This is a genomic window from Streptomyces sp. NPDC058257 (assembly GCF_042881845.1).
Classification (GTDB): Bacteria; Actinomycetota; Actinomycetes; order Streptomycetales; family Streptomycetaceae; genus Streptomyces.
The window spans coordinates 188713-207908 of record NZ_JBHVXJ010000011.1 but is presented as its reverse complement, the minus strand read 5'-3'; the positions used below and the strand labels follow the sequence as shown (position 1 = coordinate 207908).

General features: G+C 70.4%; 17 protein-coding genes and 1 pseudogene. 13 read left to right on the top strand and 5 right to left on the bottom strand.

From position 1 onward, the window contains the following. Positions 1-153 precede the first annotated feature (153 nt). Complete coding sequence (locus tag ACFVXC_RS25800; RefSeq protein ID WP_383279553.1) at positions 154-282, top strand: hypothetical protein; 129 nt, start codon at positions 154-156, stop codon at positions 280-282. Between the two features lie 44 nt (positions 283-326). On the opposite strand, the gene ACFVXC_RS25795 is transcribed toward ACFVXC_RS25800, so the two are convergent. Continuing rightward, complete coding sequence (locus ACFVXC_RS25795; RefSeq protein ID WP_389909137.1) at positions 327-1916, bottom strand: fibronectin type III domain-containing protein; 1590 nt, start codon at positions 1914-1916, stop codon at positions 327-329. A 186-nt stretch (positions 1917-2102) separates the two neighbouring features. On the opposite strand from ACFVXC_RS25795, the gene ACFVXC_RS25790 reads away from it, so the two are divergent. The 3 genes from ACFVXC_RS25790 (at position 2103) to ACFVXC_RS25780 (ending at position 5380) form a co-directional block, all read left to right on the top strand. Beyond that, positions 2103-3152, top strand: a complete 1050-nt coding sequence (locus ACFVXC_RS25790) for a 3-isopropylmalate dehydrogenase (RefSeq protein WP_389909135.1) — start codon at positions 2103-2105, stop codon at positions 3150-3152. 243 nt (positions 3153-3395) lie between these two features. Beyond that, positions 3396-4493, top strand: coding sequence for a branched-chain amino acid aminotransferase (locus ACFVXC_RS25785; RefSeq protein ID WP_389909132.1), 1098 nt, complete (start codon positions 3396-3398; stop codon positions 4491-4493). A gap of 110 nt (positions 4494-4603) precedes the next feature. Next, a complete protein-coding gene (locus ACFVXC_RS25780; RefSeq protein ID WP_389909129.1) occupies positions 4604-5380 on the top strand; it encodes a class I SAM-dependent methyltransferase in 777 nt (258 codons plus the stop codon). Here ACFVXC_RS25780 and ACFVXC_RS25775 read toward each other — a convergent pair. Then, positions 5361-6776 (bottom strand): cytosine permease, encoded by a 1416-nt coding sequence (locus tag ACFVXC_RS25775; RefSeq protein WP_389909127.1) that lies wholly within the window; start codon positions 6774-6776, stop codon positions 5361-5363. The genes ACFVXC_RS25780 and ACFVXC_RS25775 overlap by 20 nt on opposite strands. 162 nt (positions 6777-6938) lie before the next feature. Between ACFVXC_RS25775 and ureA the strand changes: the two genes are divergently transcribed. The 8 genes from ureA (at position 6939) to ACFVXC_RS25735 (ending at position 16976) form a co-directional block, all read left to right on the top strand. Continuing rightward, positions 6939-7667, top strand: a complete 729-nt coding sequence (gene ureA, locus ACFVXC_RS25770; RefSeq protein WP_389909125.1) for an urease subunit gamma — start codon at positions 6939-6941, stop codon at positions 7665-7667. Beyond that, positions 7664-9352, top strand: coding sequence for an urease subunit alpha (locus ACFVXC_RS25765; protein ID WP_389909122.1), 1689 nt, complete (start codon positions 7664-7666; stop codon positions 9350-9352). The genes ureA and ACFVXC_RS25765 overlap by 4 nt, the downstream gene beginning before the upstream one ends. Positions 9353-9408: 56 nt before the next feature. Beyond that, the gene (locus ACFVXC_RS25760) at positions 9409-10425 is read left to right on the top strand and encodes an agmatine/peptidylarginine deiminase (RefSeq protein WP_389909119.1); all 1017 of its coding nucleotides are present in this window, start codon (positions 9409-9411) and stop codon (positions 10423-10425) included. A 121-nt stretch (positions 10426-10546) separates the two neighbouring features. Then, positions 10547-11113 carry a TetR/AcrR family transcriptional regulator gene (locus ACFVXC_RS25755; RefSeq protein ID WP_389909391.1) on the top strand — a complete coding sequence of 189 codons (567 nt, stop codon included), beginning with the start codon at positions 10547-10549 and terminating at the stop codon, positions 11111-11113. 136 nt (positions 11114-11249) lie between these two features. Then, positions 11250-12605: a TolB family protein gene (locus ACFVXC_RS25750; RefSeq protein ID WP_389909116.1), complete on the top strand. Its 1356-nt coding sequence runs from the start codon at positions 11250-11252 to the stop codon at positions 12603-12605. Between the two features lie 334 nt (positions 12606-12939). Next, entirely contained in the window at positions 12940-14544 is a 1605-nt protein-coding gene (cimA, locus tag ACFVXC_RS25745; RefSeq protein ID WP_389909114.1) for a citramalate synthase, read from the top strand. 66 nt (positions 14545-14610) lie between these two features. Then, on the top strand, positions 14611-15978 hold the full coding sequence (locus tag ACFVXC_RS25740) for a hypothetical protein (RefSeq protein WP_389909111.1): 1368 nt from the start codon (positions 14611-14613) through the stop codon (positions 15976-15978). Positions 15979-16073: 95 nt separating this feature from the next. Continuing rightward, positions 16074-16976 carry an alpha/beta fold hydrolase gene (locus tag ACFVXC_RS25735; RefSeq protein WP_389909109.1) on the top strand — a complete coding sequence of 301 codons (903 nt, stop codon included), beginning with the start codon at positions 16074-16076 and terminating at the stop codon, positions 16974-16976. Here ACFVXC_RS25735 and ACFVXC_RS25730 read toward each other — a convergent pair. Beyond that, positions 16973-17140, bottom strand: a complete 168-nt coding sequence (locus ACFVXC_RS25730) for a hypothetical protein (RefSeq protein WP_389909106.1) — start codon at positions 17138-17140, stop codon at positions 16973-16975. The genes ACFVXC_RS25735 and ACFVXC_RS25730 overlap by 4 nt on opposite strands. A gap of 4 nt (positions 17141-17144) precedes the next feature. Then, a complete protein-coding gene (locus ACFVXC_RS25725) occupies positions 17145-18125 on the bottom strand; it encodes an SDR family NAD(P)-dependent oxidoreductase (protein WP_389909104.1) in 981 nt (326 codons plus the stop codon). Here ACFVXC_RS25725 and ACFVXC_RS25720 point away from each other — a divergent pair. Continuing rightward, a pseudogene (locus ACFVXC_RS25720) lies at positions 18124-18432 on the top strand (NADPH-dependent FMN reductase); the annotation flags it as partial. The gene ACFVXC_RS25725 and the pseudogene ACFVXC_RS25720 overlap by 2 nt on opposite strands. A gap of 56 nt (positions 18433-18488) precedes the next feature. Here ACFVXC_RS25720 and ACFVXC_RS25715 read toward each other — a convergent pair. Beyond that, the gene (locus ACFVXC_RS25715; protein ID WP_389909101.1) at positions 18489-19124 is read right to left on the bottom strand and encodes a YceI family protein; all 636 of its coding nucleotides are present in this window, start codon (positions 19122-19124) and stop codon (positions 18489-18491) included. Positions 19125-19196 lie beyond the last annotated feature (72 nt).

The window sequence follows — 19196 nt, the reverse complement described above, 5'->3', positions numbered from 1 at the left end:
TCCTCGCTTAGCTTTGTAGAAGCCGAACGTCTCGCTCGACCAAGCGAATGGCGGTCGTGAGCCGGAGCTCCACGCAGGCAACCCCTGCCGCTCCTTCGCTCCCCGCCCCTCCGGCGTCTCGAAAACATCCTTCTTCCAAGGAGTGGATCCCCCATGGCCGAGACGACCGCACGCCGAGTCCGCCACGCCTCCCGTACCAGCGATTCCGAGCGCAGGAACGCCGCCGCGGCCCTGCAACGAGCCCTCGACCGCAGGGACAACGGCGGCGAGACGGGTCACTGACCCGCCCGCGCTTCCCCGGTCCCCGCTTCTGACCGCGGTTGTCCCTACTTGCCGCGCACCACGTCGAAGTGGTCCACGCGTTCCCCGCTCTCCGCGAGCGCGGTGACCGTCAGCTTCGGGTGCGCGCCGGCCGTCACCTCCACCCGGAGGAACGAGAAGCCGGTGTACCGCACCCGTGACCACTCCACCGTGTCCGGTTGGGGTCGGCGCGACTTCGTCCAGTGGAACGACTCGATCGCATCGCGGTCGTCGACGTTTCCCTCGTAGCTGTCGCGCACGCCCGCCGGGAAGTCGTAGAGGTCCTTGCCCGCGCCGCCCGCGGTGACGTACACGATGCCGTCGCGCGTCGGATCGGTCGACGCGCCGACCGGCACGGGCTTGCCGACCTCGCCGCCCTTGACGGCGTCGGTCCGTTCGTAGACGTGGTTGTGTCCGTTGACGACCAGGTCCACCTGGTGCTTGGTGAACAGTTCGAGCCACGCGTCGCGCACCCCGCCGTCCGAGGCGTGCCTCGCCGTCGAGTACATGCAGTGGTGGAAGAAGACGACGATGAAGTCGATGGAGTCGTCCGCCCGCAGCTCGCCCAGGCGCTTGTCCAGCCAGGCGCTCTGCCTGCCGTCCGTGTAGCCCTTGTTGGCGGGGATCTCGTACGAGACGTCGTTCGCGTCGAGCGCGACGACGCCGACATTGCCGTACGCGAAGGAGTAGACGCCGGGCGCGTTCTTCGGGTCGAAGCCGCTCTCGGGGAGTGACCAGCGGGCGGACTGGCCGCCGTAGCCGTTGGGCGAGTACCACGCCTCCATGTCGTGGTTGCCGGTCGTCACCATCCACGGGACCGACTTCGCCACCGACTCCGTCTGCGCGAGGAAGGTGTCCCACACGCGCGCGTCGTACGTGTCGGACTCCTCGCCGTGCCCGGTGGTGTCGGCGTAGCAGATGTCACCCGCGTGCAGGTGGAAGGACGGGTTCTGGCCCAGGATCAGCTGGTCGTTGGCGAGCGCGTGGTAGCTCACGCCCTGGTCGCCGAAGGCCGTGAAGACGAAGTTCTCCGCCTGCGCCGGTGCCGTGCGGAAGGAGCCGATCGTCGCGAGGCGCTCGGGCGACGCCGGGTCGAAGCCCTCGTGGCCGACGCCGTAGTAGTACGTCGTGCCGGGCCTGAGCCCGTCGAGCGCCGCGTGCAGGTAGTACTGCTCGACGGCGGGCAGCTTCTTCGACAGGGACGGCGTGCGCAGATCACGGACCTCGGCCTCGATCTTCCGGCTCAGCTCCCAGGGCTTCAGGCCCACGCGCAGATAAGGGGCCTTGACCGCGAGCGGCACCTGCCAGGAGACCCGCATCTGCGTCTTCGGGTCGGCCCCGAAGGCGAGATGCCGGGCGAAGGGCGCCACGAGTCTCCCGTCGACCTTGACGGGCGCGGACGACGCGGCGAGCGGACGCGACGCCGACCTGCCCCCGCCGTGCGCGCTGCCCGAACATCCGGCGAGCAGGCCGATGCCGCCGACCGTGCCCGCGGTGGCGAACGAACTGGCGAGGACCTTGCGGCGCGAGAGCTTCTCGCGCAGGTACGCGTGCTGCTCCGGCATGCTCATCGCGGCCGCGAGCCGCTCCGGTATGCCGACATCGGGGGTGTCCATGAAAGGGAACTTCCCAGTGACCCTCAACTCCCACCAGGCCTGAGGGTGAAGAGCGGGTGTCCATGCGGTTGCCTGTGCACGGCGCGGGCAGCGGTGCGGGCAACGGCGTGGTCGGCGGCGTGACCAGGAGTGTCCGCATGCCGGACTGCGTGTGTCATCCCGTGGGACGAGGCGTAGGCTTCTCGCATGTCGGCAAGCTCTCGCATCCTCAATCTCGCAGTGATCCCCGGTGATGGAATCGGCCCGGAAGTCGTGGCCCAGGGGCTCAAGGTCCTCAATGCCGTCCTCCCGCAGGATGTGAAGCTGGAGACCAAGGAGTTCGACTTCGGCGCCAAGCGCTACCACGCTTCCGGTGAGACCCTCACCGACGCCGACGTCGATGCCCTCAAGCAGCACGAGGCGATCCTCCTCGGCGCGATCGGCGACCCCTCGGTCCCGTCCGGCGTCCTGGAGCGCGGCTTCCTGCTGAAGCTCCGCTTCCTCTTCGACCACCACGTCAACCTGCGCCCCTCGAAGCTGCTCCCGGGTGTCGCGACCCCGCTCAAGGGTCAGCCCGAGATCGACTTCATCGTCGTACGCGAAGGAACCGAGGGCCCCTACACGGGCAACGGCGGCACCATCCGCCAGGGCACCCCGCACGAGATCGCCACCGAGGTCTCCGTCAACACCGCCTTCGGTGTGGAGCGCGTGGTCCGTGACGCCTTCGCCCGCGCCCAGGCCCGCCCGCGCAAGAAGCTGACGCTGGTCCACAAGAACAACGTCCTCGCGTACGCCGGTCACCTCTGGACGAACGTCTTCAACAAGGTGGCGAAGGAGTTCCCCGACGTCACCACCGACTACCTCCACGTGGACGCGGCGACGATCTTCCTCGTCACCGACCCCGCGCGGTTCGACGTGATCGTCACCGACAACCTCTTCGGCGACATCATCACCGACCTCGCCGCGGCCGTCTCCGGCGGCATCGGCGTCGCGGCCTCCGGGAACATCAACCCGAGCCGCGAGTTCCCGTCCATGTTCGAGCCCGTGCACGGCTCGGCGCCGGACATCGCGGGCCAGGGCAAGGCCGACCCGTCGGCCACCGTCCTGTCCGTCGCGCTGCTCCTGCGTCACCTCGGCTACGAGGACGAGGCGGGGCGCATCGAGGCCGCCGTCTCCGCCGACCTCGCGGAGCGCGGCGACACGGTCCGCAGCACCGAAGAGATCGGCGACGCGCTCGCCGTACGAGTAGCGGGCTGACCCGGTCGCTCACTGAAATCACAGCAGCCGCCGGGTCCGGTTCACGACCCGGCGGCTTCTCCTATGCGGCTCCGGGTGCCACCATCGACCCCTGGGCCGCATTCACGCTGTTTCGTCCTCGGAGCCACGCGAGCGATAATCGAACGTGGGACCGCGGAATGCAGGGTTACTCGGACGTCCTAGTACGCGACGTACGGGCGTGAGCGCGGTCCGTCACCATCACACCGTGAAGGACTACCACTCATGACGACGACGCCGACAACCACGATCGAGCTCAAGCCCACCTCGAGCCCGCTGTCCAGGGCGGAGCGCGAGGCGATCCTGGCCAATCCCGGGTTCGGTCGCCACTTCACCGATCACATGGTGACGATCAAGTGGACCGAGGGCCGGGGCTGGCACGACGGACAGCTCACGCCGTACGGCCCGCTCTCGCTCGACCCGGCGACCAATGTCCTGCACTACGCGCAGGAGATCTTCGAGGGCCTCAAGGCCTACCGCCGCCCCGACGGCTCGGTCGCCTCCTTCCGTCCCGAGGCCAACGCGGAGCGCTTCCAGCGGTCGGCGCGGCGGCTCGCGATGCCGGAGCTGCCGGTCGAGACGTTCATCGAGGCGTGCGATGCCCTTGTGAAGGCGGACAAGGCGTGGGTGCCGGAGCACGGTGGCGAGGAGTCGCTCTACCTGCGTCCGTTCATGATCGCCAGTGAGGTCGGTCTCGGTGTGAAGCCGGCCAACGAGTACCTCTTCATCGTCATCGCCTCGCCCGCGGGCGCGTACTTCCCCGGTGGCGTCAAGCCCGTCTCGATCTGGCTCTCGGAGGACCGCGTGCGGGCGGTCCCGGGTGGCGTGGGCGACGCCAAGACCGGCGGCAACTACGCGGCGTCCCTGCTCGCGCAGGCCGAGGCCGCGGCGAAGGGCTGCGACCAGGTGGCGTACCTGGACGCCGTGGAGCACAAGTGGGTCGAGGAGCTCGGCGGGATGAACCTGTACTTCGTGTACGGGGACAAGATCGTGACGCCGACCCTGACGGGCTCGCTGCTCGCCGGAATCACCCGTGACTCGCTGCTCACGGTCGCCCGCGACCTGGGTTACTCCTCGGAGGAGTCGCGGGTCTCGATCGACCAGTGGCAGGCGGACACGTCCGACGGCACGCTGACGGAGGTCTTCGCGTGCGGCACCGCGGCCGTGATCACTCCCGTGGGTACGGTCAAGTGCCGTTCGGGTGAATGGACCCAGAGCGGCGGCGAGCCGGGTCCGGTCACGATGAAGCTGCGCGAGGCGCTGCTCGACGTGCAGCGCGGCACGGCGAAGGACCGGCACGGCTGGATGCATGATCTCGGCTGAGGGCTTAGCCGCGTACGTGGGTGAGGGCCGGGCCCGGAAGCGACCTTCCGGGCCCGGCCTTCGCGCTGTCCCCGGTGGGTGGGAGAGACCCGCGGTGGGACAGTGGGGTGATGTTGCGTGGGATCTTTGACGGGGATGCCGAGTTGTATGAGCGGGCCCGGCCCCGGTATCCCGCCGGGTTGGTCGAGGAGCTGGCCGGTCAGGCGGGCCTGGGCAGGGGCAGCCGGGTGCTTGAGATCGCTCCCGGTACCGGGCAGTTGACCGTGCCCCTGGCGCGGACCGGCAGCACCCTCACCGGCGTAGAACTGGGCCCCGCCCTGGCTGCCGTGGCCCGCCGCAACCTCGCCCCGTATCCCCGGGCCCACGTGGAAGTGGCCGAGTTCGAAGCATGGGCGTTGCCCCCGAAACCGTACGACCTGGTCGTCTGCGCGACCGCCTTTCACTGGCTCGACCCCGCCGTGCGGGTGCCCAGGATGCGGGAGGCTCTGCGGCCCGGCGGGACACTCGCGGTCGTCACCACCGAGCATGTCGCCGGGGGGAGCGCGGAGTTCTGGGTCGAAGTGCAAGGGTGCTACGAGCGGTGGGACCCCGACGCCACCGAGCCTGGTCTGCGGCTGCCCGCGGAGAGCGCCGTCCACAGCGACACGGGGGAGCTGGATCGGGCGGACGGCCTCGGGCCGGTCACCGTGCGGCGCTTCGCGCGGGACATCACCTACACCGCCGATCAGTACATCGACGTCCTGCGCACCTACTCGGGGCACCGCGCTCTCGACGACCCGACGCGGGATGGACTGCTCGGGTGCGTACGGGCGTTGATCGAAGGCACGTACGGCGGTGTCATCGTCAAGCGCTATCTGCATGAGCTGATCACGGCGTCGGCACGCTGACCGCCGCGGGTTCGGGCGCCTGCCTGCGTTCCAGGATCACGTACGTCAGCCCGCCCACCACGCCCGAGAGCAGGAAACTGCAGTCCACCCCGCCGGTGAGGGAGAGCAGCGGCCCCTCGTAGGAGGGGAGGGAGACCGCGGCAAGTCCGACCACCGCGCCAAGGGCCCAGCTCACCGTCGCCGGGATGTTCCAGCCCGCGCGGTACCAGTAGATCCCGCCCCGGGAACGGCGGTTGAAGACCTGGAGCGCCTGTGCGTCGTAGACGCCCCCGCAGCGCGCGAAGCCGACCAGGGTGATCACCGCCCAGGGCGTGCCGATCGCCGTCAGGAGCAGCACGAAGGACGTCATCGCGTCCTGGGCCTGCCACGCGTAGTGGCCCACGAACACGCACCCCGTGGCGACCACCGCCACCGTGTACGTCGCGCGGGCCCGCGATGCCCGCGGCAGGATCGCGTCCAGGTCGAGGCCCATCGAGTACAGCATCAGGCCCGCGTTGCCCACCGAGCCCGCCGACGCGGCGAGCAGGAGCGGGACCAAGTACCAGGTGGGGGACGCCGAGACCAGCGGACCCGCGTAGTCGAGCGCCGCCCCCGCCGCGTACGCCGTGAACGTACCGAAGAGCTGGGGGACCAGCAGCCCGGCCAGCAGGCCGGTCCACGACGCCCGAAGGACCGTGCGCGAGCTGTGGCGGGTGGGGGAGACGTAACGCGTGTAGTCGCCCAGGAGCGTGATGAACGCGATGGGGCCGCTCAGACCCGCCGCCACCAGGGCGAGGAGCCACGTCGGCCAGAACGAGCCCAGGAGGTAGCCGCCCGCCTGAGGCAGCGACGACGTCGTGAAGTCGGGGGCGTACGCCACCACCCCGAGGATCAGCAGCGCCGTCATGCCGACCGCGAGGACACGCGAAAGGCGCAGCAGGACCCGGTATCCGTACACCGCGCCCGTCACCGTCGCGGCGGCGAGAAGCGCGTACACGATCCCGTACGAGAGGCCGCCCGCCGGGAGCCCGATCAGGCGGTGCAGGACGCCCACCATCACGTCGCCGCCGATCCAGACGGTCAGCGCGGTGTAGCCGAGGGAGAGGAGGAGTCCGACGATCGAGCCGACCAGACGGCCCCGGACGCCGAACTGCGCGCCGGAGGAGGTGGAGAGGTTCGTGCCCGTGCGGAGCGAGACCAGGGCGAGAGGTGCGGTGAGGGCCGTGCCGAGCACCGTGCCCGCCACCACCGAGGTGATCGACGCCCACCAGCCGAGGCCGAACGACACCGGCAGCCAGCCGAAGACGATCACCCCGAGGCAGAGGTTGGAGCCGAGCAGGATCGAGATGAGATCGCGGGGGCCGCTGGTGCGTTCCCCGTCCGGGATGGTGTCGACTCCGCGCTGTTCTATCGGCATGAGGGTGCCCCTGACGCTCGATCGTGGCCGCCTGCGCACACAGGCCGCCGTTCGACTGTTTGAGTGCCGCTCAATGTGACCTGAGGCATGCTCCTACGTCAATGTTTCCGCTGGATCAATCTCATGGTTAGAGTGTCGTTCAAATGATGGAGGTGTGGTGGAGTGCGGCTTACCCCCACGGAACGCGACCGGCTGCTGCTCTTCGAGGCCGCCGAGCTGGCCAGGGCCCGCAAGGCGCGCGGCCTCAGACTCAACGTCCCCGAGGCGACCGCGCTGATCGCGGACACGGTGTGCGAGGCGGCCCGCGACGGGGCCAGGCTCGCCGAGGCGATCGAGCGGGCCCGCTCGGTCCTGGGCCCCGACGACGTCCTGCCGGGTGTGGCGGACGTGGTGACCGAGGTGCATGTGGAGGCCGTCTTCGACGACGGGTCCCGGCTCGCGGTCGTCTCGCGGCCGATCGGGGCGGCGGGCGGGGTGGGGCTCGGCGGTGCGGCTCCGGGAGCGCTGCTTCCCGGGCCGCCGCACGCGGAGCCCGCGCCGGTCGCGACGCTCACCGTGCACAACACCGCCACCGTCCCCGTCTCCGTGACCTCGCACTTCCACCTCTTCGAGGCCAACCCCCGGCTCGACTTCGACCGCTGTGCCGCCTACGGCATGCGGCTCGCGGTGCCCGCGGGATCCTCCGTCCGCTTCGCCCCCGGCGAGAGCGTCGAGGTCGGGCTCGTGCCGATCGGCGGTGAGCGCGTCGCGATCGGCTTCGCCGGTCTGGTGGACGGCCCGCTCGACGCGCCCGGCGCCAAGGAAGAGGCCCTGCGCAGGGCCGTGGCCTGCGGCTATCTGGGAGCCGACCGAACAGCTGGGCAAGGAGCAGAGGGAGGAGCCGGCCGATGAGCATCGATCCGTACGCGTACGCGGCCACGCACGGACCCCGCGCGGGCGACCGCGTCCGGCTCGGCGACTCGGGCCTGACCGTCCGGGTGGAGTCCGACGCGCAGAAGTACGGCGAGGAGTTCCTCGCCGGGTTCGGCAAGACGGCCCGTGACGGGCTGCATCTGAAGGCCGCCGCCGTCCGCGAGACCTGTGACGTCGTGATCAGCAATGTGCTGGTGATCGACGCGGTGCAGGGCATCCGCAAGGTGTCGATCGGGATCCGGGAAGGCCGTATCCACGCCATCGGGCGGGCAGGCAACCCCGACACCCTCGACGGGGTCGACGTCGTGGTCGGCACCGGCACGTCCATCGTGTCGGGGGAGGGGCTCATCGCCACCGCCGGAGCCGTGGACACCCACGTCCATCTGCTCTCGCCGCGCATCATGGAGGCCTCGCTCGCCTCCGGGGTCACGACGGTCATCGGCCAGGAATTCGGGCCCGTGTGGGGCGTCGGCGTCAACTCCCCCTGGGCGCTGCGGCACGCGTTCAACGCCTTCGACGCCTGGCCGGTCAACATCGGCTTCCTGGGCCGGGGTTCGTCCTCGCACGACGCCCCGCTGATCGAGGCCCTCGCCGAGGGCGGCGCGTCGGGATTCAAGGTGCACGAGGACATGGGCGCGCACACGCGGGCGCTGGACACGGCGTTGCGGGTGGCCGAGGAGCATGACGTCCAAGTGGCTCTGCACAGCGACGGATTGAACGAGTGTCTGTCGGTGGAGGACACCTTGAAGGTGCTGGAGGGGCGGACCATTCACGCCTTCCACATCGAGGGGTGCGGCGGCGGACACGTACCGAACGTCCTGAAGATGGCGGGCGTGCCGAATGTGATCGGCTCCTCCACCAACCCCACGCTGCCCTTCGGACGCGACGCGGTCGCCGAGCACTACGGGATGATCGTCTCGGTCCATGACCTGAAGACGGAGCTGCCGGGTGACGCGGCGATGGCCCGCGACCGCATCCGGGCCGGGACGATGGGCGCGGAGGACGTGCTGCACGACCTGGGCGCCATCGGGATCACCTCGTCGGACGCGCAGGGCATGGGGCGCGCGGGAGAGACCGTACGCAGGACCTTCGCCATGGCCGGGAAGATGAAGGCCGAGCTCGGCCCCATGGACGGCGACGGCGACGGCTACGACAACGCGCGCGTCCTGCGCTACATGGCCAAGCTGACCATCAACCCCGCCATCGCCCACGGCCTCGCCCACGAGGTCGGCTCCATCGAGGTCGGCAAGATGGCCGACGTCGTGCTCTGGAGGCCCGAATTCTTCGGCGCCAAGCCGCAGTTGGTGCTGAAGTCAGGCTTCCCCGCGTACGGGGTCGTCGGTGATCCCAACGCCGCTACCGACACGTGCGAGCCGCTCGTCCTCGGGCCGCAGTTCGGGTCGTACGGCGCGACGCCCGCCGACATCTCGGTGGCCTTCGTCGCACAGGCCGCCGTCGACCAGGGCAACGACCAGATGCCCACGCGGCGGCGCAGGGTCGCCGTGCGGGGCACCCGGGGTATCGGGCCCGCCGACCTGCGCCTCAACTCCCGTACCGGCTCCATCGACGTCGACCAGCGCTCCGGCCTCGTCACGCTCGACGGCGACCCGGTCCGCTCCGAGCCCGCCGACTCCGTATCGCTCAACCGCCTCTACTTCCTCTGACCCTCCCCGCAGCCCTCCCCGCAGTCCTTCCCGCAGTCCTTTACGTAGGGATCACCATGACCTTCCGTATGCCCCCCGAGTGGGCCCGGCACGAACGCACCTGGATGGCCTGGCCAGGACCCAACCCCACGTTCACGAACGAGCGCGAGCTTGCCGACGCGCGGACCGCCTGGGCGGGCGTCGCCCGTGCCGTACGCCGCTTCGAACCCGTCACGATGATCGTCGGCACCGGCCAGAGCGCGTCGGCCCGCGCGCTCGTCGGGCCGGACGTCGAACTGGTCGAGCGCGATCTGGACGACGCGTGGATGCGTGACATCGGCCCCACCTTCGTACGCGAGGGAGACCGGCTCGCGGCAGTGGACTGGACGTTCAACGGCTGGGGCGGCCAGGACTGGGCCCGCTGGGAGCACGACGCGAAGATCGCCCGGCACGTGGCCGACATCGCGGGCGTGCCCGTCCACTCCTCGCCCCTGGTCAACGAGGGCGGCGGCATCCACGTCGACGGCGAGGGCACGGTCCTCCTGACGGACACGGTCCAGCTCGACCCGGGACGCAATCCGGGGCTGACCCGCGAGGAGGCCGAGGAGGCGGTCCACGCCCGTATCGGCACGGAGCAGGCGATCTGGCTGCCGAAGGGCCTGACCGGCGACTACGGGCAGTTCGGCACCCGGGGGCACGTGGACATCGTCGCCGCCTTCGCCGCGCCCGGTGTCGTGCTCGTCCACTCGCAGCAGGACCCCGCCCACCCGGACTTCGAGGTCAGCAAGGAGATCATCGGGATCCTGCGGGGGCGGACCGACGCCAGGGGCCGCACCCTGCAGATCGTGGAGGTGCCGGCGCCGACGGTCCTCGCCGACGACGACGGCTGGGTCGACTACTCCTACATCAACCACTACCTCTGCAACGGCGGCGTCGTCCTGTGCGCCTTCGACGACCCGCGCGACGAGATCGCGGCAGGCATCTTCCGCCGTCTCTTCCCGGAGCGGACCGTGACGCTCGTCGACGCCCGTACGATCTTTGCCGGGGGTGGTGGCATCCACTGCATCACCCAGCAGCAGCCGAGGATCCCGTAGATCCCGTAGATCCCGTAGAACCCGTAGATCTGGCGTCAGACGAATCACCGCAGGAGTCCCCGTGGCCGAGGCCGCCCGCCGGAAGAACGCGCCACCGCGCGAGGACGTCCTTGCCGCGGCCATGGAGATGATCGCCGAGCGTGGCCTGGAGAAGCTGACCATGGCCGCGCTCGGCCGCGAGGTCGGCATGAGCAGCGGCCACCTCCTCTACTACTTCCGCACCAAGGACGAGCTGCTCCTGCGCACTCTGGAGTGGAGCGAGTCCGCTCTCGGCGCCGAGCGCGGCAGGCTGCTCGCACGGCGGGGCACGGCGCGCGAGCGGCTCGACGCGTACGTCGACCTGTACGTCCCCGACGCCCCCGGCGACCCCCACTGGACGCTCTGGCTCGAAGTCTGGAACCGCTCCCTGAACGCCGACGAGGACGAGCGCGACCGGCAGGTCGCCATCGAGAGCGCCTGGCACCGCGACCTGGTGGCGCTGCTCGCCGAGGGCGTCTCGCGGGGCGAGTTCGGGGCCCTGGACCCCGACCGGTTCGCGGCGCGGCTCCGCGCGCTGCTCGACGGGTTCTCCATCCACGTCGCGATCGGCCTGCGCGGCACGAGCCGTGACCAGATCCTCGCGCATGTGAGGGAGTTCCTGGACGGAGCGCTCGCCTCCGGCTCCCAGGACCGCGTCACCCCCGTCTAGGTTGGACGCGCTCCGGGGGATCATGTGTCCCCCGGAACCGTATGAGCATCCCGTGGAACCGTAAGCGCATCCCGCGCATCACAGACATTGCACGCACTCAACGCCACGGCGACACGGCGACACGGGGGACTTGACCATGCGCAGCACCACGCCCAGAACCAAGCACAGCACCACGCCCAGAACCAAGCACAGCACCACGCCCGGAACCAGGCTCCGCGCCACCCTGGCCGCCGCCGCGCTCGTCGCCGCGGTCACGGCCGCCACCCTGCCCGCCGCGTCCGCGGCCCCCGACGCCGCGCCCGGCACCGAACGGGTCAGCGTCGCCGCCGACGGGACCCAGACCGACGGGGCGTCGGAGCTGCCGGACGTCAGCGCCGACGGGAGGTACGTGGTCTTCTCGACGGAGGCGAAGAACCTCGTGCCGGGCGACACCGACACCTGGCCCGATGTGTACGTACGTGACCTGCGGCGCGGCACGGTCGAGCGGGTCAGCGTGCAGGACTCCGGCGCCGAGTTCACCGACTTCGTGGGCCAGCGGCCGACCATCAGCGCCGACGGCCGCTACGTGACGTTCGCCGCCGTCTCGTACGACGCGGACGGCCATTACTACAGCGGCATCTACCTGCGGGACCTCAAGAAGAAGCGGACCGAGCTCGTCAGCCTCTCGGACGCGGACAAGCCCGTGACCGGCGAGAGCGCGACACCCGCGCGGACGAGCGCCGACGGCCGGTACGTCACGTTCGTCTCGCAGCTCAAGGAGAACGGCGACTACGTCGACGGGATGAACACCGGCGTGTACGTCCGCGACCGTAAGAAGGGGACCACCAAGAGGATCAGCGAGATCGTCACGGGGTCCGCCAGCTCCTCGTACTTCATCTCGCAGTTCACCGTGAGCGCCGACGGCAGCCACATCGGCTACTCGATCGGCCAGCAGCGTCCCGGTCTCGACGGCCGCACCTACATCTACGACGTGAAGGCGGGCCAGGGCAGGCGGCTCGACCTCACGCCGTCGGGCGCCGACCGCGAGGTCGGTGTCGACTCGCTGAGCCAGGACGGGCGGTACGGCGTCTTCTCCGCACGGTCGGGCGATCTGGTCCCGGGGGACACCAACGAGAAGTACGACATCTTCCGCATCGACCTGCGCACCGACGCCATCGAGCGGATCGTGTACGACGCCGAGGGCAGTCAGACGGACGGCAACTCGACCGAGGCCCGGATCACGCCGGACGGCCGCCGCGTCGTGTTCAGCTCAAGCGCCTCCGGTCTCGTCGCCGACGATCCCGGCCACGGCTCCCTCTACGTACGCGATCTGCGCACCGGGAAGAACCAGCGCGTGGACGTGCCGCAGGGCGGCGGCGACGCCGACTCCAGCGTGTCCCACTACGCGCTCAGCGCGGACGCCGGGACCGTCGCGTTCTCGTCGGACGCCACGAATCTGGTGTCCGGCGACACCAACGGGGTGAGGGACGTCTTCGTGCGTCACCTGCGCTGAGGCACGCGGCACGTCATGCGGGCGGCGCGTGGGATGCGTCGCCCGCATCGTGAGACGGGGCAGCGCGGTGTGTACGGGCTGTGGCAGGGTGTCAGCGTGCTCTCGTTCGCCATGATTATTGGCAGCAGGCGCGCCGGTCCGCAGTGACCGTCTCGTACCACCATGTACGGGCGGACACCGTCGTCTCCAGACCCGCGCGCAAACCTCTCGTACCCACGAGGGGTTTTTTCGTTTCCTGGCCCAACATCAGCCGGACGCGGAGCGCGAGGGATCATTGGGGCGGTGGAGCCGGTCATTCCGGTAGACCGAGATCCGACACAGGAGCCAGATCAGCATGACGGAAACCAGCACACCCGACGATACGTTCCACGTCTTTGACACCACGCTGCGCGACGGCGCGCAGCGCGAGGGAATCAACCTGACCGTCGCGGACAAGCTGACCATCGCCCGGCACCTGGACGACTTCGGCGTGGGCTTCATCGAGGGCGGCTGGCCGGGCGCCAACCCCCGCGACACCGAGTTCTTCGCCCGCGCTCAGCAAGAGATCACCTTCCGGCGCGCCCAGCTCGTGGCCTTCGGCGCCACGCGCCGCGCGGGTGGCTCGGCGGCTACGGACCCGCAGGTCAACGCCCTGCTTGAGTCCGGCGCCCCGGTCATCACGCTCGTCGCCAAGTCCCATGACCGACACGTCGAGCTGGCTCTGCGCACGACCCTGGAGGAGAACCTGGAGATGGTGCGGGACACCGTCTCCTACCTTGTGGACCAGGGGCGTCGGGTCTTCGTCGACTGCGAGCACTTCTTCGACGGCTACCGCGCCAACGCCGCGTACGCGAAGTCCGTCGTCCGCACCGCCTCCGAGGCGGGCGCCGACGTCGTCGTCCTGTGCGACACCAACGGCGGCATGCTCCCCGCCCAGGTCCAGGCGATCGTGGGCACCGTGCTCGCCGACACCGGCGCGCGTCTTGGCATCCACGCGCAGGACGACACGGGGTGCGCGGTCGCCAACACCCTCGCGGCCGTCGACGCCGGCGCCACACACGTGCAGTGCACCGCCAACGGCTACGGCGAGCGGGTCGGCAACGCCAACCTCTTCCCGGTGGTCGGCGCGCTCGAGCTCAAGTACGGCATGCGGGTCCTGCCCGAGGGCTCGCTGAGCGAGATGACCCGCGTCTCGCACGCCATCGCCGAGGTCGTCAACCTCACGCCCTCCACGCACCAGCCCTACGTAGGCGTCTCGGCCTTCGCGCACAAGGCGGGCCTGCACGCCTCCGCGATCAAGATCGACCCGGATCTCTACCAGCACATCGACCCGGACCTGGTGGGCAACCGCATCCGGATGCTGGTCTCCGACATGGCGGGACGCGCCTCCATCGAGCTCAAGGGCAAGGAGCTCGGGATCGACCTGGGCGACGACCGGGAGCTGGTGGGCCGGGTCGTCGAGCGGGTCAAGGAGCGCGAGCTCAGCGGCTACACGTACGAGGCCGCCGACGCCTCCTTCGAACTGCTGCTCCGCGAGGAGGTCGAGGGCCGGGCCCGGCGCTACTTCCGCGTCGAGTCCTGGCGGGCCATCGTGGAGGACCGCCCCGACGGCACGCACGCGAACGAGGCGACGGTGAAACTGTGGGCCAAGGGCGAGCGCATCGTCGCCACGGCGGAGGGCAACGGCCCGGTCAACGCCCTCGACCGCTCGCTCCGGGTCGGCCTGGAGCGCATCTACCCCCAGCTCGCCAAGATGGAACTCGTCGACTACAAGGTCCGCATCCTGGAGGGCAAGCACGGCACGTCGTCCACGACCCGGGTGCTGATCTCCACCAGCGACGGTGACGGGGAGTGGTCGACGGTGGGGGTGGCGGAGAACGTGATCGCGGCGTCGTGGCAGGCCCTGGAGGACGCGTACACGTTCGGTCTGCTGCGGGCGGGCGTCGAGCCCGTGGAGTAGGAAACCGGGCGAAACCGGGTCGGCTCCGGGCCGCCGTCGGCCGCCCGGCTGGGTTAGCTTCGATGTATGAGGAATGGGACCAAGCGAGTCACTGTCGCGCTGTCCGGGCTTCTCGTGGCTCTGGGCGCCGTGTCGTTCACGGCGGCGCCCGGAGCCACGGCCGCTGTATCGGCCGCGAGCGTCCCGGCCGTGGCCGACGCCTGGGAGAAGAGCCCGGTGTACGTGGACCCGGCCGTGTCGGACCAGCTGTCCGGGGCCGAGGCGAACGCCCTCGCGCAGAAGATCAAGGACGCCGACAAGCCGGTCTTCGTGGCGGTGCTGCCCGCGGACTTCCCGAAGAAGGCCCTCTTCAAGAAGCTGCGCACCGAGACCGGTGTGACGGGTGTGTACGGGATCCGGCTCGGTGACGCCTTCGACGCGAAGGCTGATCAGCAGGTGCTGAGCAGCGACGCCGTCTCCAACCTCGTCACGACGTACGGGGACGAGGCCGACACCAAGGCCCAGCTGAACGCCTTCGTCGATCAGGCGGTGAAGGACGCCCGCGGCTCGGCACCCGACTCGTGGGGCGGCGGTTCCGGTTCCGACGACGGCGTCAACGTGGGCGCCCTCATCGGTGTCGGTGCGGTGCTCGTGGCGGGTGCCGGGGCGACGTACGCGGTGGTCCGCCGCAACCGGCGGCGGCGGGCCGACGAGCAGCGGGCGGCGCTTGAGAAGCTGCGGGTCGTGGTGGACGAGGACATCACGGCGTACGGCGAGGAGTTGGACCGCCTCGACTTCCATCCCGCGGAGGCGGGCGCGGACGACGCGATGCGCGCCGACTACGAACGGGCGCTCGACTCGTACGAGAAGGCGAAGTCGTTCATGGCGGCTGCGGAGCGTCCCGAGGACGTACGGGCAGTCACCCAGTCCCTTGAGGACGGCCGCTTCTCGCTCGCCCTCCTCGCCGCACGCCGGGAGGGCCGCCCGCTGCCGGAGCGGCGCGCCCCCTGCTTCTTCGACCCGCGGCACGGCCCGTCGGTGAAGGACGCGCGGTGGGCGCCGCCGGGAGGGGCCGAGCGCACGGTCCCGGTCTGCCAGGCGGACGCGACACGCCTGGCAGACGGCGAGGAACCACTGGCGCGCACGGTGGCCACGGAGTCGGGGGAGCGCCGCCCGTACTGGGAGGCGGGCCCGGCGTACGGCCCTTGGGCGGGCGGTTACTTCGGCGGCGGCATCCTGCCGGGCCTCCTGGTCGGCACGATGCTGGGCGGAATGATGGCGAGCCCGGCGTACGGCGCGGACTACGGCTCCGGGTACGGGGACTTCGGGGGCGGGTCCGGGTACGACGGCGGGGACTACTCGGGGTCGGACTTCGACCCCGGGGACTTCGGCGGCGGCTTCGGCGGCGGTGGGGACTTCGGGGGCGGCGGCGACTTCGGGGGCGGCGGGTTCTAGACGGAGGAGGCGGCGGGGCGACGGTTGACGGGACGGAGAGAATGCGAGACGCTACGTATCGTCTCGCATTGTTCGGTTGACTCGGGAGGTCACTCGTGCGGCAACAGTCGCGACAGCAGGAGTACGTCGAAGTCGCCCCCGGCATCCGCCTGTGGACGGAGCGGATCGGCGCGCCGGAGGCCCCCGCGCTGCTTCTGGTCATGGGCGCCCAGGCTTCGGGTCTCGGCTGGCCCGACGCCTTCGTCGACGCGCTTGCCGACCGGTACCAGGTCATCCGCTACGACCACCGGGACACGGGTCGCTCCACCTCCACCTTCGACCAGCACCCGTACCCCATCACCGACTTGGCGCGGGACGCCGTGGCGGTCCTGGACGGCCTCGGTGTCGAGCGGGCGCATCTGGTGGGCATGTCACTGGGCGGCATGCTGACCCAGCTGGTCCTGGCCGACCACCCCGAGCGCGTCCTCAGTGCCACGCTGATCGGCACGTGCGCGCTCAGCGAGATCCCGTACGCGGCCCCGGACGGAACCGAAGTCCCGGTCGGTGAACTCCCCGGCATCGCTCCGGAAGTCCTGGAGATGTGGTCGCGCCCGTTCGAGGACAAGGGCCCGGAGGCCGAACTCGACCGCCGGGTCGAGCACTGGCGTGTCCTGAGCGGCGGCCAACTCCCCTTCGAGGCGCCGTACTTCCGCGATCTGGAGCGTCGGATCATCGAGCACACCGGTACCCACGTCGCCTCGACGGCCCATGCCAGGGCCGACGACTCCCACCTGCTCCGCACCGACGAACTGGCCGACTCGAAGGTCCCCACACTCGTCGTCTCCGCCTCGGCCGAGCCGGTGTTCCCGCCCCCGCATCCGTACCACCTGGCACAGGTCATCGGCGGCGGCGCGCGCGTGGTGGAGATCGCGGGCATGGGCCACGCACTGCCCCCGGTGGTACAGGCCCCGCTCGCGGCGGCGATCCTCGACCACGCCGACTCCACGGCCGTTTCCTAGCCGCGCCGTTCCGCCGCCGCGTGCCGCCACTTCGGTGGCGAGGGGGCGGTCACCCGGGACGCGCGCCGACTCGGATGCAGGCCCGGCGGGCGAAGCGGCGCCAAGGTGCCGGTGCCGTTCTCGTACGCGGCGACGGTGATCCACTCATGGCGGTTCCGGGTCATGCCCTCATGATGCCGGGGCGCCCAACCCCGTGAGTTCCGCGGACAGTTGCCAGAGGCGGGCAGCGGACTGCGGGTCCGTCGCCCAGGGTTTGACGCCGCCGATCAGCATGTCCTCGGTCGTGGCGGGCTCGGCGATGTCGCAGTCCTGGCAGTACGCGCCGCCACGGGCGGCGAGAAGCGGTGACGTCGCCGCCCAGACCGCGGTGGCCGCGCCCTGCGCGGGGGTCTTGAAGCCTCGTGCCGGGGTGCCGTCGGCGGACATCCAGCCCTGCGCGATCTGCTCCTCGCGGGGGATGTGGCGCTGGAGGGGCGTCAGGATGCTGCCCGGATGTACGGAGAAGGCCCGAACGCCGGTCTCGGCCGTGCTCAGGGAGTCGAGGTGGACGGCGAAGAGCGCGTTCGCCGTCTTGGACTGGGCGTAGGCGAGCCAGCGGTCGTAGCCCTGCTGGAAGTGCGGGTCCGCCCAGCGGATGTCGGAGAGGAAATGCCCGGACGAGGCCACGGAGACCACGCGCGCGGTGCCCGGACTCAGCGCCGGGTAGAGGCGGTTGACCAGGGCGAAGTGGCCCAGGTGGTTGATCGCGAAGTGGGATTCCCAGGCGCCGTCCGGGCCGACGCGGCTCTCGGGGCAGGCCATCACGCCCGCGTTGTTGATGAGGAGGTCGAGGGTGCGGTGCGTCGTCGCGAGGAAGTGGTCCGCGAAGCGCCTGACGCTGTCCTGGTCCGCCAGATCCAGCGCCCGCACCTCCACGCGGGCCATGCCCCGCAGCGCTTCCTCCGCCGCGCCCGGCCTGCGCGCGGGGACGATGACGTGCGCGCCCGCCCGGGCGAGCGCCCGGGTGATCTCCAGGCCGAGACCCGAGTAGCCGCCGGTGACCAGCGCCGTCCTGCCCGAGAGATCGATCCCGTCGAGTACGTCGTCCGCTGTGCTCAGCGCCCCGAACCCGCTGCCGACCCCGCGCTGTTGCTCTTGCCGTGTGTTCATGAGCGCGAGGCTAGAAGCTGGACCGCGCTCTAGGGCAAGGCGCCTCTGCCCGGCGCTCGGCGGCGAGGGCGAGGTCCGACCGGGTGTACTCACCGTTGCTCGACGTGGCGACGACGACACGGACCCCCTGCCGCCGTCGGTGGCGGAGCTGCGTGCGGCGATCGACGAGGCGGCGGCGATCCTGGTCTGCACGCCGGAGTACGAGAGAACTCTGCCCGGCTCGTTCAAGAACCTGCTCGACTGGACGGTCGGCGGCACGGAGATCTCGGACAAGCCCGTCGCCTGGGTGAACGCATCCGCCCCGAAGCGGCGGCACGGAACGCCCGAGGCTCAGGGCCAGCCGACCTCAGGAGCCGACCGACCTCAGGAGCCAGACTTGATCGCGGAGATGTCGAAGCTCAGCTTGATCTTGTCGGAGACGAGCACTCCGCCCGTCTCAAGCGCGGCGTTCCAGGTGAGGCCCCACTCGGAGCGGAGAATCTCCGCCTTGCCCTCGAAGCCGACCCGCTCGTTCCCGAAGGGGTCCGTGGCCGAGCCGTTGAACTCGAGGTCGATGGAGAGCGGCTTGGTGGTGTCGAGGATCGTCAGGTCACCGGTGATGCGGTAGTCGTCGCCACCCAGCGCCTCCGCCTTCGTGGACCGGAACGTCATCTCCGGGAACTCGTCGATCTTGAAGAAGTCCGCGCTCTTCAGGTGACCGTCACGGTCCGCGCTGCCGGTGTCGATGCTCTCCATCTTCACGTCGATGGAAGCCGTCGAGCCGGACGGGTCGGTGCCGTCCAGGTGCAGCGTGCCGGCGACGTCGGTGAAGGAGCCCTTGACGTTGGTGACCATGGCGTGGCGTGCGACGAAGCCGATCGACGTGTGCGCGGGGTCGATCGTGTACTCGCCGGTCAGGGCGGCCAGGTCGGGGTTGACCGGAGCGGACGCCGTGGCGGCGGCTTCGGGGGACGTGGCGGAGGACGTGGCGGTTTCGTTCTTGCGGCCGAAGAGACCCATGACTGCTCCTTGAGGGCGAGCTGAGAGCTACGAACTACGAGGTTCTGTCTGTTGAACGTTCAACGAGATTGA

Coding starts and splice junctions, on each gene's coding strand:
- ACFVXC_RS25760 (WP_389909119.1), top strand. CDS start 9,409: ATGACCTTCCGTATGCCCCCCGAGTGGGCCCGGCACGAACGCACCTGG.
- ACFVXC_RS25785 (WP_389909132.1), top strand. CDS start 3,396: ATGACGACGACGCCGACAACCACGATCGAGCTCAAGCCCACCTCGAGC.
- ACFVXC_RS25775 (WP_389909127.1), bottom strand. CDS start 6,776: ATGCCGATAGAACAGCGCGGAGTCGACACCATCCCGGACGGGGAACGC.
- ACFVXC_RS25725 (WP_389909104.1), bottom strand. CDS start 18,125: ATGAACACACGGCAAGAGCAACAGCGCGGGGTCGGCAGCGGGTTCGGG.
- ACFVXC_RS25795 (WP_389909137.1), bottom strand. CDS start 1,916: ATGGACACCCCCGATGTCGGCATACCGGAGCGGCTCGCGGCCGCGATG.
- ACFVXC_RS25790 (WP_389909135.1), top strand. CDS start 2,103: ATGTCGGCAAGCTCTCGCATCCTCAATCTCGCAGTGATCCCCGGTGAT.
- ACFVXC_RS25765 (WP_389909122.1), top strand. CDS start 7,664: ATGAGCATCGATCCGTACGCGTACGCGGCCACGCACGGACCCCGCGCG.
- ACFVXC_RS25740 (WP_389909111.1), top strand. CDS start 14,611: ATGAGGAATGGGACCAAGCGAGTCACTGTCGCGCTGTCCGGGCTTCTC.
- ACFVXC_RS25715 (WP_389909101.1), bottom strand. CDS start 19,124: ATGGGTCTCTTCGGCCGCAAGAACGAAACCGCCACGTCCTCCGCCACG.
- ACFVXC_RS25730 (WP_389909106.1), bottom strand. CDS start 17,140: ATGACCCGGAACCGCCATGAGTGGATCACCGTCGCCGCGTACGAGAAC.
- ACFVXC_RS25800 (WP_383279553.1), top strand. CDS start 154: ATGGCCGAGACGACCGCACGCCGAGTCCGCCACGCCTCCCGTACCAGC.
- ACFVXC_RS25750 (WP_389909116.1), top strand. CDS start 11,250: ATGCGCAGCACCACGCCCAGAACCAAGCACAGCACCACGCCCAGAACC.
- cimA (WP_389909114.1), top strand. CDS start 12,940: ATGACGGAAACCAGCACACCCGACGATACGTTCCACGTCTTTGACACC.
- ACFVXC_RS25780 (WP_389909129.1), top strand. CDS start 4,604: ATGTTGCGTGGGATCTTTGACGGGGATGCCGAGTTGTATGAGCGGGCC.
- ACFVXC_RS25755 (WP_389909391.1), top strand. CDS start 10,547: ATGGAGATGATCGCCGAGCGTGGCCTGGAGAAGCTGACCATGGCCGCG.